We start from the raw sequence: 13617 nt of genomic DNA on the forward strand, positions 1-13617 counted from the left end.
CTACGCTTACCCAGCACTTAGTGGAATAAGCTTTGGGAAATGTCGTTTGTTTTGGATGCAGTATTTCCTGTATTCATGGTGTTACTCAATAGCACGAAATTTGTTTGTCCCCTAATCATCCTTTTCCACAAAACGCTTCAGTCTGCCCAGTGCCATTTCCCATTCGCGGCCTATGGATTCGAGTGTTTGCCTGGCTTCATCTATGCTCGCAGCTTGCAGTTGCCATAAACGTTCTCTGCCAATTTTGATGTCGCTGACGACACCTGCTTTGGCCAGTACGCTCAGGTGCTTGGTGACGCCCTGGCGACTGATGGCTGTGGATTGCGTCAGGTGGGAAATCGAAAATGCGCCACCAGCGCAAAGCACCGCCACCAGCTTCAGACGCGTGGGATCACCAAGCGCCGCGAACACATGAGCAGGCGTGTCGTTTGCACTGACGATGCTGGAGACGGATGCGTTGGCTTTGCTGTTTGTTTTACTTGCCGACATGGTTCGCCAGATTTTGCAGTTGTATGTCCCAACCTTCGGTATTCATCTCAAAGGCGGTGCGGCGGCGGTGCGCTGGCACTTTGTCAAAACCTGATTCAACGACAGTCAGCAAGACGGCATTGCCGGGCGCATCTTGCAAACTAAAGCTGACCAGCGTCGGTATCTCACCAGAATAATCGACAGCAGTATCGACCGCATACGGGTGCCAGTGAAAAGACATGGCATCTTGTGGTTGTATATGCTGAATGACAATATCAAACATCAAACCTTCACAACCAGGATGGGTAAACAGCCCACATGTGCGCTGGCCAGGAACAAATACCTGGCCGTTCAGATCGACACCAAACCATGCGCCAAATTCTTCTGCATCAGTCAGGGCGCGCCACACGCGCTCACGTTTGCCATTGATGACGATGCTGCACTGTATGCTATCTGTGTGATTGCTCATGCTGCTGCTCTCCTTTGCGTGGATAGGGTTTGCGGCTGACTAGCCATTGCAAACGGTGTGCCTGTGCCAGTTTCCAGAAACTGCTGCAGGCTGGCGAGGAAGCGCTGCCAGCCATTCTGGCAAAGGGCATAACACTGCAGGGAGGGCAGCAAGCCGATGTGTTCCAGATCCAGCTGCGTCCCTCCCATTCCTGCATCGCTAATACGGAATACGATGTAGGTGCCCACCCATTCGTCAGTACGGCTGACTGATTCAGCCACGATATACGCGCGGGTGCATAGCCAGCTTACTTCATTGTCTGGCTGTAATTTCTCTATGCGCATATCCTTGTAGCACGCACTGAAGCGAAATTTCAGCGTATCACCAATGGATGTACCACCTTCACAATCCTGAGTCCACCAGGCGCGCATGCCATCTATCGTAGTGAGGGCTGTATAGACCGCGGCAGGGCTGGCTTTGATGCTCAGGCTTTGCTGATAGTTTTTCATGGGTATCTCCATTTTACAATATGCGCAACCAAATGGCTGCATATTTATTATGGAGTGGATTTTAAATAAATGCAACCCAATGGTTGCGTAGTATTTTATGCGTTAATTCTTGAGGAAAAATGGAAAGTCGCTTGACTTGATATTGTTCGTTAGGCAATCTTGCCGTGATGCAGATACAAAATATGCGAACTATCCTTCATTGCTATTACCTTGAATTGTCTATCCCATGATCAACATTCGACTATTTGTTTTTCTGCTGAGTTTGGTTGGATTTGCCCATGCAGGAGAGAAAAACGAAGACATTATCGTGGGCACGATAGAGACCATACATTCAAATGCCTTGAATGAAGATAAAAAGATCTGGGTATATGTTCCTAAACCGAATGCTGCTATGGGACCGGAGAAGCCTATCTATCCGGTTGTCTATTTGCTGGACGGCAGTGATCATTTTCTTTCGATGATGGGTTTGATGGAAAAGAAATGCCGGGGTATTGGCCACTCTTGTCCCGAAATGATCTTGGTTGCGGTTATCCACAATAACCGTCAGCGTGAACTGACACCGACGAAGGCAGGTTCGTATACCCAGCCAGAAAAGATCAATGAAAACTCTGGTGGTGGCGAAGCTTTTTCTACTTATCTGGAAAAAGAGCTGATTCCCTACATTAACGCAAAATATCCGGCTGCTCCCTATCGGATATTGGTTGGTCATTCTTTGGGTGGCTTGACCGTGTTACATAATCTGATCAATCACAGTGCATTGTTCGACGCCTATCTGGCGATAGATCCCAGTATGTGGTGGGATAATGCCTTGCTGGTCAAACAAATGGAAGTCGCGCTAAGCGATGGCCGCTTCGCTAACAAATCGCTATATCTGGCGGTTGCCAATACGCTTGCCAAAGGCGTGTCTATGGATCAGGTCAGATCTGGCAGCGATCAGGAAAGCAGGCATATCCGTTCCATACTCAAACTAGTCGATACACTGGATGCACATCCACAAAGCGGCCTCCACTGGAAGTGGAAATACTACCCGGACGAAGGTCATGGTTCTATTCCGATTTTGGCCGAGTATGACGGCTTGAATTTTTTGTTTGACTTTTACAAGCTGGCCGATTTCGTACGCTTGTATGAGGCGAAGATAGATGGTGCAGGTGAAATGAAACAGCAGTTTGAAAAAATTAGCGCGCGTATGGGTTATCAGCTTTTACCTGATCTGGAAACGATGAACGGCTTGGGACAGTATTTTTTACATGAAAAAAAATTGAAGAATGCCCATGATTTTCTCAACATGAATATGGAAAATTATCCGCGTAATGCCTTGTCCCATGAAGGTATGGGCGATTATTACACAGCAGCAGGTGATCAGACCAAGGCGAAAGAAGCCTATCAGCAAGCCGTGAAACTGGATGTCAGTTCCAAAGCTAAAGGAAAGCTGGAAAAATTAAGGAAGTAAAAAATAAGTACCAGCATCGTGAACGCTATTGATACCTGTTGATGATATTTTATTAGCCAATCGCTTTTACTGTGTACCACGAAAGCCGCGGGATTCCTGCTGCGCAGGAATGACGATTTGAAGGGGCTAAGGTAGGCAGGCTCTTGTCCATGCGTAACTTTAAACTAATTACAATGCATTAATAACTATTAAAATAAATTAAGGTCGCTGCAGCGCAGGCTGGAGCACAGTGGCGTTCTTTACCTGACAGATAATGCCCGTTATAGCCATCGCAAAGATATCAATGCTTCTCGACCTTGCTCTGATTAATCTCGTCCAGCCCGTCGGCATCCAGATGCGCAATATCACCCCATTGCACCAGTTTGATATCCTTGCCTGTGACTTCAAAGCGATTGATGCTGGCGTTGTAGATGGTGACTTCGCGTGGTGCATGCAAAGGTAAATCCTTGGCTGAACGGTAGGCGCATTCGAGCACGCCGCCGTGGGCGACGATGGCGATTTTCTTGCCTTCAAATTGCTTGGCATAGTAAAACACATGTTCCATCACACGCTTGTGGAACTGGCGTATGGTTTCACCTTCGTTTTCGCCTGGCGGGAATTGCGCATCTGGTTCATGCGCTTGCCAGGCGTTATATTCCTTGCGGTACAAGCTGGGTAGTTCGCTGTACAGCTTGCCTTCAAAACCACCAAAGCAGCGCTCGCGCAAACCCTTGTCTATGCGGGTACTGATTCCTTGAAGGCGGGCGATTTCACCAGCGGTTTGTACCGCGCGCTGCAAGTCGCTGGAGACTATCGCATGCAGTTTTTCATTTTGCAAAGCCCAGGCCAATGCCTTGGCCTGGCGAGTGCCTTCTGCATTCAGGGGAATGTCGAGATGGCCTTGCAAACGGCGTTCTGCATTCCAGGCGGTTTCACCGTGGCGTATCAATAAAATTTCAGTGGGTTTCATTTGTTTATTTTGTTCTTATTTTGTTTTTAGCCAGAAGGTCACTGGGCCATCATTTGTCAGTGAGACCTTCATGTCGGCACCAAAACTGCCGGTTTCTACCTGTGCATGTTTGCTGCGTGCCTGGGTGACGAAGTAATCGAATAATTGCCTGCCCAGTTCTGGTGGAGCCGCTGGTGTGAAAGAGGGGCGCGTGCCGGAATTGGTATCAGCCGCAAGCGTAAATTGCGGTACCAATAGCAAGCCGCCTTGTACGTCTGTAACGCTGCGGTTCATCTTGCCAGCGTCGTCAGAAAATACACGGTAAGTGAGTAATTTTTTCAATAAATCATCGGCTTGTTTTTCAGTATCTTCGCGTTCGGCGCAGACCAGGACCATCAGGCCGTTGCTGATGGCTCCGACGGTGCTACCATCGACGACGACTTTGGCTTCGGTGACTCTTTGTAGTAAGGCGATCATGGGACTTTGGAATTGGTGCTTGGAATTGGGGTGAAGAGAGGAGGGGCGAAATTTTGTAGGTTGGGCTGGACCTCGTAGTTTGGGCTACAGTTTACCAGCCCAACACTAGGCCTTAAATGACTTGTACGTTATTCAAGTGCCGAGTGTTGGGCTGATGAAGCGTACCCAACCTACGAAGCCGGCGCAACCTACGACATCAAGCCGTCAACGTCACTTTCGCAAACTTGCGGCGACCAACTTGCACCACAAATGTACCTGCTTCAACTTTCAAACCCTTGTCACTGATAACGACGGAATCTATACGCACGCCACCTTGTTCAACCATGCGCATGCCTTCACCTGTCGATGCACACAGATTTGTCTGTTTCAGCAATTGACCTATGCTCAAAGGTGCGCCGCTCATAGTCACTTCTGCCACATCATCCGGTATCCCACCCTTGGAACGATTGACAAAATCAGCCAGCGCATCTTCTGCTGCCTGCCTGTTATGGAAGCGCGTCACGATTTCCTGTGCAATCGCCACTTTGATATCACGCGGGTTCTGGCCTTCTGCCACGGCTTTTTTGTAAGCTGCGATCTGTTCCAGCGAGCAGAAAGATAGCAGCTCGTAATAACGCCACATCATCGTGTCAGAAATACTCATGATCTTGGCGAACATGGTATTTGCCGGTTCAGTGATGGCGATGTAGTTGTTCTTGGACTTCGACATTTTCTCGACACCGTCCAGGCCTTCAAGCAAAGGCATGGTCAGGATGCATTGCGGCTCTTGTCCATAATCTTTTTGCAGTTCACGGCCCACCAGCAGGTTGAATTTCTGGTCAGTGCCACCAAGTTCCAGATCAGATTTCAGGGCGACTGAGTCATAGCCCTGCATCAGCGGGTATAAAAATTCATGCACGGAAATCGGCGTGCCCGCCTTGAAGCGCTTGGTGAAGTCATCGCGCTCCATCATGCGGGCGACCGTGTATTTGGATGACAGTTGTATCATGCCGCGTGCGCCTAGCGGGTCTGACCATTCAGAATTGTAGCGTATCTCGGTTTTGCTGGCGTCCAGTACCAAAGCAGCCTGCTTGAAATACGTCTGGGCATTGTCTTCGATTTGCTCACGGGTCAATGGCGGCCGCGTGGCGTTGCGGCCAGACGGGTCGCCGATCATGGAGGTGAAATCGCCAATCAAAAAGATCACGGTATGGCCCAGATCTTGCAGCTGGCGCATCTTGTTGAGCACAACCGTGTGGCCCAGGTGCAAATCTGGTGCAGTCGGGTCCAGGCCCAGCTTGATGCGCAGGGGTTTACCGGTCTGTTCGCTACGGGCCAGTTTTTGGGCAAATTCAGATTCAATGAGCAGTTCATCAACGCCGCGTTTGGCTACCGCCAGGGCGTGTTGCACCGCATCGGACAAGGGCAGGATTTTGCTGGCATTGCCAGTGTTTTCAGGGGAGCTGGAATTATGTTCAGAAGTCATCATTAATTTAGATCAATTTTTTTGTAACACCGCTGGTCGAATTCCAAATCTGAATCCATAATCAGCGTTTGCCAAATTCTGGGTGTTGGTTAATTTGCAGGGATTATCGCTTAAACCGGATGTCAGCAATTTACTTGCGCGTTGCCTGGTTTTATAATCCCGAACTTTAGTGTTGCTGTATTGATACTTTGCACATTTTATGTGCAAGTCCATCTCACTGCAACGATCTCGAATTTTCGATAAAAACAGTCAATTTTAACTTATTGCATGCGTCCAACAGATAAATTACTTCGATTAGTCTCTGGTGGCAGGCTGTTGTTTGGCACCACACGCGCCTCGCGCATCGTTTCCGTCTCCGCACTTTTCTTTGCAGTTTGCGCATTTGGCGCAGTTGGTGTTGCTCCTTTGGCACCAGACGCGTCTGACCTGCCGGTCAAGCGTATCAAAGAAGAGCTCAGCCTGCCTTCACTGGATGACCAGGTCGCCGCACTGGAAGCGGTTGACCAGCAATTCATCCGTGAAGCCACCTTCAAGAGCAGTGAGCAGTTAGCCACTTTCTTGCAGCGCATAGGTGTGGATGACGACGAAGCGGCACAGTTCATCAAGTCAGACAGTATTGCACGCGGTATCCTGCAATTCAGGGCTGACAAAACCGTGGCAGTAAAAACGGATGAAGAAGGTGAGCTCTTGTGGTTGCAAACAACGGTCTCCGATGGCCCGGACAAACCAGTCAGAAACATCATCATCAGCCGTGATGGCAATGGCAAACTGACATCTTCCGATAGCAGTGCCAAGCTGGAAAGGCGTGTGGAAATGGCAACAGCCTATATCCGCACTGCCTTTTATCCGGCTGCCGATGATGCCATGATCCCCTATAACGTCACTGAGCAGGTCAAGTCCATGTTCGAGACCAATGTTGATTATCAGCGCCTGCAAAAGGGCGATTATTTCAATATCGTCTATGAAAGCTTCTGGCAAAACGGTGAGCGCGTCCGCACTGGCCGTGTGCTGGCTGGTGAATTCAGCAATTCTGGCAAGCTGTATCAGGCTGCCTGGTTTGAAGAAACCGGTGGCAAGGGTGGCTATTACACCTTTGACGGCAAATCCCTGAAAAAAGCCTTCCTCAAGTCACCGATAGAATTTACCCGTGTGTCTTCTGGCTTCTCCATGCGCGTGCACCCTATTTCCGGTCAATGGAAAGCGCATAAGGGTGTTGACTTTGCTGCAGCTACTGGCACACCTATCCGCGCCTCTGCTGATGGCGTGGTTGATTCAGCTGCCTCCAGCAATGGTTATGGCAATCTGGTGGTACTCAAACACTGGAATAACTACAGTACGGCTTATGCCCACATGAGCCGCTTTGCGCCTGGAATACATAAAGGCAGCAAGGTCAGCCAGGGCGATATCATTGGTTATGTAGGCACGACAGGCTGGTCTACCGGCCCGCATCTGCATTATGAGTTCCGCGTCAATAATGAAGCCCGTGACCCCATGAGCATCAACATGACAGAAGCTGCACCACTGGCAACTGCTGAAATGGCACGCTTCAAAGGCTTTGCCGGTGATATGAATCATAGATTCAATCTCCTGCACCCAGAACGTATGGCAGAAGTCATGCGCCTGGCCAAGCGTTCATAAGCACTAATGAGTTAGGTATTGGGCAATTTGTCCACAGCGAATGTCATCATACGCAAGGCAGAGACAGCAGATGTCTCTGCCTTGACGGTTTTGATACTCCAAGTCTGGCTCGACACCTATGTCAAGCAAGGCGTCACCCGATCTGTTGCCAGCTATGTCTTGTCTGAACTGACAACGACGCGCACGGCCGCCTATCTCGCTCAAGTTGATACACACATCCTGCTGGCAGACGTTGATGGTCGCCTGGTTGGTTACTGCCAGACACTGAATGGCAAACGTCATGCCCAGGTAAAGGGCGAATACCAGGCCGAGCTTGATCATCTCTATGTACATCCGGCATTTTTTGGCCGTGGCATAGGCCGCCAGTTGCTGGCTGAGGCTGAAGAACATTTACGTGCGCAAGGCGTGCAGCAACTCTGGCTGACAGCCTGGGTCGGCAATGACAAGGCCCTGCGCTTCTATCCACGCACGGGGTATGCCGACATAGGTGCAAGCATCTTCCGCATGGAAAATGAAGAAGTCGCCAACAGAATTTTTTGCAAGACGCTGTAATACCCGGCTGACTCTTTTATACTCATGCTGATTAAAATACAGGTGGAATCAGCATGCCGCAAAATCAAAACAATTCAGCAAAAACCTACGTAGGCCTGATGTCAGGTACCAGTCTGGATGGTGTCGATGGCGTCATGGTACGCCTGTCAGAGCCAGTTGATAAAGCTGACGCAGGCATGCAGATCATCGCAACTGCCTATATCCCGTTTGATGCAGGCCTGCGCCAGCAAGCCATGCGTCTGCAACAAACCAGTGAAAATGAGCTTCATCATGAAGCACTGCTGGCAAATGACCTCGCCAGAACTTATGCCGCCTGCGTCAAAAAACTGCAGACAGCAGCAGGCGGGCAAACCGTGCATGCCATCGGTGTACACGGGCAAACCATTCGGCACAGGCCAGAGCTGGGTTATACACGTCAGACCAATAACCCCGCCTTGCTGGCAGAACTGACAGGCGTAGATGTGATTGCCGATTTTCGCACCCGTGACATCGCTGCCGGCGGCCAGGGCGCGCCACTGGTGCCCGCCTTTCACCGTGCCGTATTTGGCCGCGCAGGTGCTTCCAGCGTAGTCGCCAATATTGGCGGCATCAGCAATATCAGCGTGCTGGCGGCAGATGGCAGTACGCGCGGTTTTGATACCGGCCCCGGTAATGTGCTGATGGATGCCTGGGTGCTGCAACATCAGGGTAAAAGCTATGATGCCAATGGTGACTGGGCAGCGCACGGCGCTGTCATACCTGCCTTATTGAGCAGCATGATGGATGAGGCTTACCTGAAAATGCTGCCACCAAAAAGCACGGGGCGCGATTTATTCCATCCGGCATGGTTGCAAGGCAAACTGCAAGGTTTCGAGGCTGCATCACCTGTCGATGTGCAGGCAACTCTATGTGAATTTACCGCACTGACCCTGGTCAATGATATTGCCCGCCATGCCGCCGATGCTACCCATGTCTATGTCTGTGGTGGCGGTGCCTTCAATCATCAACTCCTGCAGCGCTTACAGGCTTTGCTGGCAGCGCAATCATGCGCAGCGGTCGTCAGCAGCACCGCTGTGCTCGGTGTCGCGCCTGAACAGGTAGAAGCTCTGGCCTTTGCCTGGTTGGCACAACGCTTTTGCCTGCGTTTGCCGGGTAACCTGGCCGATGTGACGGGTGCTGCAGGCGGGCGAATTTTAGGGGCTCTATACCCAGCGTAGTTTTGTAGGGTGCGCCGTGCGCACGGCGGACGCTACCAATTCGCAAGCAACAGCCAATCCCAAGTTTCTATACAATGGGAAATCAATATTGATACTTTGAGATTGCCTTATGACGCAACTGATTTATGTCGCTGACCCTATGTGTTCCTGGTGTTATGGCTTCGGGCCAGAATTGCTGGCTTTTCTTGACACTATACCTGCTGCCAAGATTGATTTGATCATGGGTGGCTTGCGCGCTTATAACAAGCAAGTGCTGGATGAGGCAACACGCAACACTATCATGGGTCACTGGCAGCAAGTAGCCGAACGTAGCGGCCTGCCTTTTAGCGACACTGCCATGTCGCAAGCCGGTTTTGTGTATGACACAGAGCCCGCCTGCCGTGCCGTGGTGACGGCGCGCACGCTGACTGACGATAATACAGGGCGATCTGCACTGGCTGTCTTCCATGCGGTACAGCATGGCTTTTATGCACAAGGGCGTGATGTGCGCGATCCGGCAGTCTTGTCTGCACTCTCAGTCGCTGCCATGAACAGGGTTGAAGGTGAAGGTAGTTTTGATGTCGCCAGCTTTGCCGAGACGCTGGTTTCACCGATGGCAATGTCAGATACGCGCGAGCATTTTGAGCAGGCAAAAAGCTGGGGCATACGTGGCTTTCCCGCGTTGTTGCTGGTGCATAATGAGGCTCTGCACATGATCGCTTCTGGCTACACTACACGCGATGATTTGATCTCTACCTTTCAACAGTTAAAACAACAATGACGACCAATTTGCAAATCACCCCTAAAGCTGCTGTGGCCCCTATCGCTCCAAATGGCCCAGAGTTTTCCCGGATCGTACTTGGCCTGTGGCGGCTCGCCAGTTGGCAAATGACGCCGCAGCAAAGAGTAAGCTTTCTTGAGCAAGCTCTGGCGCTCGGCATCAACACCATAGACCAGGCAGATATCTATGGCAATTACGAAAGCGAGCAATTGCTCGGTGAAGCGATTGCGCTGGCACCGCATTTGCGCGACAAGTTCCAGTTCGTCAGCAAATGTGGCATCAAGCTGCTGTCTGATAATCGTCCTGCCCACGGCATGCAGCATTACGATACCAGTGCCGCACACCTCATTGCATCGGCAGAACAGTCATTGCGTGCGATGCAGATAGAGCAGCTTGATTTATTGCTGATACACAGACCAGATCCATTGATGAATGCCGACGAAATCGCCGGTGCTTTCCAGCAATTGCAAGACAGCGGCAAGGTCAGGTATTTTGGCGTTTCCAACTTTACCAACAGCCAGTTTGAATTGCTGGCATCACGTTTCCCGCTGGTGACCAATCAGGTGGAATTATCGCTCTTGCATATGCAGCCCCTGCATGATGGCACGCTGGATTCATGCCAGCGCCTGCGCATCGCACCGATGATCTGGTCGGCCCTTGGCGGTGGCAGCCTGTTCCGTCCCCTGCATGAACAGGATGAACGTGGCCAGCGCATTAGCACGGTGCTTGCCAGTATTGCGGCAGAACTTGATGTCAGCCCCAGCGCCATCGCCCTTGCCTGGATTTTGCAACATCCATCCAAGCCATTGGTGTTAACCGGTTCAGGCCGGATTGCCGCCATCGGAGAAGCTGTCAGTGCCACAACCATCATGCTCAGCCGTGAGCAATGGTTTGCCTTGTGGTGTGCCTCAGCTGGTAAAAACGTTGATTAAGTGAGCTTTTGAGCTTGCCGCCTGGCGCAAAGGCATGTCAAAACACACTGCCTTTGCGCCGAGGCCGTGCAACTACACTATTGCCCAATGTAAATGCCATTTTGTCGCTTTTTGCTAGCGTGGGCGTATTTTCTGTCTGAATAGATAAATGTTGGTATAGTATTACCGTTCCGGCCGCTAAACCAAGTCTGGCCTGTTTCATGATGTGATTGCAGAAGGACAGGATTTGTGACTGTTTTTCAATTCATCCGCAGTAATTTCATGGCTAACTCTTCGGCACCGGGTGAAACCCACCAGTGGCGTGAGCAGGTCTTGTCTGCCATCCTGTTTTTTGTACTCGCGCTGGGTGGCGCAACGGCCATACCCAGCATCGTGCTGGCCATCAGCGAAAACCTGTGGTCAGTCGTGGTAGTTGATATTTTTGCGCTGGGCTGGGTCGCCACGATCTGGCGTCTGCCTTTTTTGAACTATCAGCAGCGCGCCTGGAATTTTCTGCTTTTCCTGTATTTGCTGGGTATCTGGTTTCTTATCAAGGTCGGCCTGACTGGCCTGATTTATCTGCTGGCTTTCCCCGTGCTGACTGCCTTGCTGCTGAACATGCGGCTCGCCATGCAGGCACTGGTACTGGCTTCTCTGAGTTTGCTGGTGGTGGGCTATATCTCGGATTCCAATTTGCATGTGTATGGTTTCGATTCCCACCCTTTCATGCAACTGGTGGTGATAACCATCAATTTCACCTTCATTGCGGCTGTCATGTCCATCTCTTGCAGCGTGTTATTGCAAAGGCTGGATAGCTCGCTTGAACACCAGCGCGTCATCGCTGCCTCACTACAACATGGGCAATCCTCACTTGCCTTGGCGAATGAAGAACTGCGTCTGATTGTCGCTGCCGTGGCGCGTCTGAATGACATCGTCATGATCATCAAGGTTGATATCGATGGCGGAGGAAAACGCCGCCTCAAGATCGTCTTCGTCAATGACGCCTTCGTGCGCCAGACCGGCTTTAAAAGCGAGGATGTCATCGATAAGTCCCCGGTTTTTTTACAAGGGCCACGCACCCAGACAGATGAACTCGATAAACTCAACCAGGCGCTGCTGTCCTACGAGTCTGTCCATATAGAGCTGATATGCTATACCCACGATGGCAGTGAATTCTGGATGGAGGCGGACGTTGTACCGCTGGCCGACGAACATGGGCTGTTCAGTCATTGGGTTGCTACCGGGCGCGACATCAGCGACCGTAAAAAAGCCCAGGAACATATACACAGGCTAGCCTATTTTGATGTGCTGACAGGTTTGCCCAACCGTCGCCTGCTGCTGGACCGCATGAGCATATTGCTCGCAACAGCACGGCGCAGCAATATGGTCAGTGCCATCCTTTTCATCGATCTTGACCATTTCAAATACATCAATGATGCACGCGGCCATGCGGTGGGTGATACCTTATTGAACCTGGTCGCCCAAAGGCTCTCCAGCAGCCTGCGCGAGGTAGATACGGTTGCACATATTGGTGGCGATGAGTTTGTGGTCATGCTTTGCCATATCTCCAATAACGTGGCTGCAGGTGCCCATGCAGCTCAGGCCGTGGCAGAAAAAATCCGCCAATCGATATCGCAATTTTTTGATATTAATGGCCTGCAATACAGTACTACCTGCAGCATAGGCGTGACCCTCCTCCCGCGTGAAAACCAGAATTCACACGACTTGCTGCGCGAGGCGGATACTGCCATGTACCGCGCTAAAAGTAGTGGCCGCAATCAAATCGCTTTTTATGAAACTGGCATGCAAACCGAGGTTGAACTAAGATTGACCATGGAAAGAGAATTGGGCGAAGCCATCTCAGGTGGGCAGTTGCACATGTACATACAGGCGCAGGTTGACAGACTGGGCAGGCCAGTGGGTGGTGAAATGCTGATGCGCTGGATACATCCTGAGCGCGGCTTTGTTTCTCCCGCACTCTTCATTCCTGTGGCAGAAGAATCCGGTATCATTTTGCGTCTGGGTGACTGGGTCATGGAGCAGGGTTGCATGGCCTTGCTGCAATTGCAGGCTGCGGGTTGGGACATGCCCTTGTCTGTCAATGTCAGCCCCAAACAATTCCGCCAGCCTGATTTTGTTGAAAAAGTCAGGCGCGTATTGCGCTATACAGGCGCACCACCGACACGCCTGATCTTTGAAGTCACAGAAGGCCTGCTGATCGACAACTTGCAAGACACAATCGCGCGCATGCTGGAATTGACGACCTTGGGCATACGTTTTTCCATCGATGATTTTGGAACAGGCTATTCCAGCCTGGCTTACCTGAAGCGGCTGCCTTTGTATGAGCTCAAGATAGACAAGAGTTTTGTACAGGATACGCCAGGTGATGCGAATGGCACGGCCATCGTGCAATCGATATTGTCCATGGCTTCCCACCTGGGTTTGCGTGTCGTGGCAGAAGGGGTCGAGACCAAAGAGCAGGCAGAATTTTTGATCGCCAACGGCTGCGCATCCATGCAAGGCTTCCTGTTCGCCCGCCCCATGCCGCTGGATAAATGGCTGGCTTTGCAAAAGCAGATAGCGCAACCGGGGCAGGAAAGCAGCAGGGTGGTGTAGCGCAAGACAGCTTTGGGACGCACATAGGCTATTTTAAAACGTAGCCGTAACGTAGGGCGCATTGCAATGCGCCGCATGCCATTTCAAATCGCGGGGAAAAGATGATTGCCGTGCGTGGCGCACACATACGGCGCATTATAATGCGCCCTACAATTATTTTTCTGCCCATGTCGCGGTGATTTATTCGCCTGAGCAAGTT

13 protein-coding genes are annotated in these 13617 nt (G+C 51.1%); 7 read left to right on the forward strand and 6 right to left on the reverse strand.

Features of this window, described 5'->3' with window-relative positions:
• Positions 1-111 precede the first annotated feature (111 nt).
• Genes ACO0LG_RS06495 through ACO0LG_RS06505 form a run of 3 tightly spaced genes read right to left on the reverse strand, consistent with a single transcriptional unit; the run spans position 112 to position 1425 of the window.
• On the reverse strand, positions 112-489 hold the full coding sequence (locus ACO0LG_RS06495) for an ArsR/SmtB family transcription factor (RefSeq protein ID WP_423024503.1): 378 nt from the start codon (positions 487-489) through the stop codon (positions 112-114).
• Positions 476-937 (reverse strand): SRPBCC family protein, encoded by a 462-nt coding sequence (locus ACO0LG_RS06500; RefSeq protein ID WP_423024505.1) that lies wholly within the window; start codon positions 935-937, stop codon positions 476-478. The genes ACO0LG_RS06495 and ACO0LG_RS06500 overlap by 14 nt, the downstream gene beginning before the upstream one ends.
• The gene (locus ACO0LG_RS06505) at positions 934-1425 is read right to left on the reverse strand and encodes an SRPBCC family protein (protein WP_423024507.1); all 492 of its coding nucleotides are present in this window, start codon (positions 1423-1425) and stop codon (positions 934-936) included. The genes ACO0LG_RS06500 and ACO0LG_RS06505 overlap by 4 nt, the downstream gene beginning before the upstream one ends.
• A 226-nt stretch (positions 1426-1651) precedes the next feature.
• Here ACO0LG_RS06505 and ACO0LG_RS06510 point away from each other — a divergent pair, with 226 nt between their 5' ends.
• On the forward strand, positions 1652-2875 hold the full coding sequence (locus ACO0LG_RS06510) for an alpha/beta hydrolase-fold protein (RefSeq protein WP_423024509.1): 1224 nt from the start codon (positions 1652-1654) through the stop codon (positions 2873-2875).
• A gap of 280 nt (positions 2876-3155) precedes the next feature.
• Here the strand turns inward: ACO0LG_RS06510 and ACO0LG_RS06515 are convergent, their stop codons facing one another.
• The 3 genes from ACO0LG_RS06515 to tyrS form a co-directional block, all read right to left on the reverse strand.
• Entirely contained in the window at positions 3156-3824 is a 669-nt protein-coding gene (locus ACO0LG_RS06515; protein ID WP_423024511.1) for a histidine phosphatase family protein, read from the reverse strand.
• A 15-nt stretch (positions 3825-3839) separates the two neighbouring features.
• Positions 3840-4280 (reverse strand): D-aminoacyl-tRNA deacylase, encoded by a 441-nt coding sequence (gene dtd / locus ACO0LG_RS06520; protein WP_423024513.1) that lies wholly within the window; start codon positions 4278-4280, stop codon positions 3840-3842.
• A gap of 196 nt (positions 4281-4476) precedes the next feature.
• On the reverse strand, positions 4477-5745 hold the full coding sequence (gene tyrS / locus ACO0LG_RS06525) for a tyrosine--tRNA ligase (RefSeq protein WP_423024515.1): 1269 nt from the start codon (positions 5743-5745) through the stop codon (positions 4477-4479).
• Positions 5746-6012: 267 nt separating this feature from the next.
• On the opposite strand from tyrS, the gene ACO0LG_RS06530 reads away from it, so the two are divergent.
• From ACO0LG_RS06530 to ACO0LG_RS06555, 6 genes are all read left to right on the forward strand, one after another.
• Positions 6013-7383, forward strand: coding sequence for a peptidoglycan DD-metalloendopeptidase family protein (locus ACO0LG_RS06530; RefSeq protein WP_423024517.1), 1371 nt, complete (start codon positions 6013-6015; stop codon positions 7381-7383).
• 18 nt (positions 7384-7401) lie between these two features.
• A complete protein-coding gene (locus tag ACO0LG_RS06535) occupies positions 7402-7935 on the forward strand; it encodes a GNAT family N-acetyltransferase (RefSeq protein ID WP_423024519.1) in 534 nt (177 codons plus the stop codon).
• A gap of 53 nt (positions 7936-7988) precedes the next feature.
• Positions 7989-9131 (forward strand): anhydro-N-acetylmuramic acid kinase, encoded by a 1143-nt coding sequence (locus tag ACO0LG_RS06540; RefSeq protein WP_423024521.1) that lies wholly within the window; start codon positions 7989-7991, stop codon positions 9129-9131.
• A gap of 109 nt (positions 9132-9240) precedes the next feature.
• Positions 9241-9891 (forward strand): DsbA family protein, encoded by a 651-nt coding sequence (locus ACO0LG_RS06545; protein ID WP_423024523.1) that lies wholly within the window; start codon positions 9241-9243, stop codon positions 9889-9891.
• Complete coding sequence (locus tag ACO0LG_RS06550; protein ID WP_423024525.1) at positions 9888-10823, forward strand: aldo/keto reductase; 936 nt, start codon at positions 9888-9890, stop codon at positions 10821-10823. The genes ACO0LG_RS06545 and ACO0LG_RS06550 overlap by 4 nt, the downstream gene beginning before the upstream one ends.
• A gap of 261 nt (positions 10824-11084) precedes the next feature.
• Positions 11085-13418, forward strand: a complete 2334-nt coding sequence (locus tag ACO0LG_RS06555; protein WP_423024527.1) for a putative bifunctional diguanylate cyclase/phosphodiesterase — start codon at positions 11085-11087, stop codon at positions 13416-13418.
• Positions 13419-13617 lie beyond the last annotated feature (199 nt).

Source organism: Undibacterium sp. Ji42W (genome assembly GCF_049340405.1).
In the GTDB taxonomy this organism is placed as follows: domain Bacteria; phylum Pseudomonadota; class Gammaproteobacteria; order Burkholderiales; family Burkholderiaceae_D; genus Undibacterium.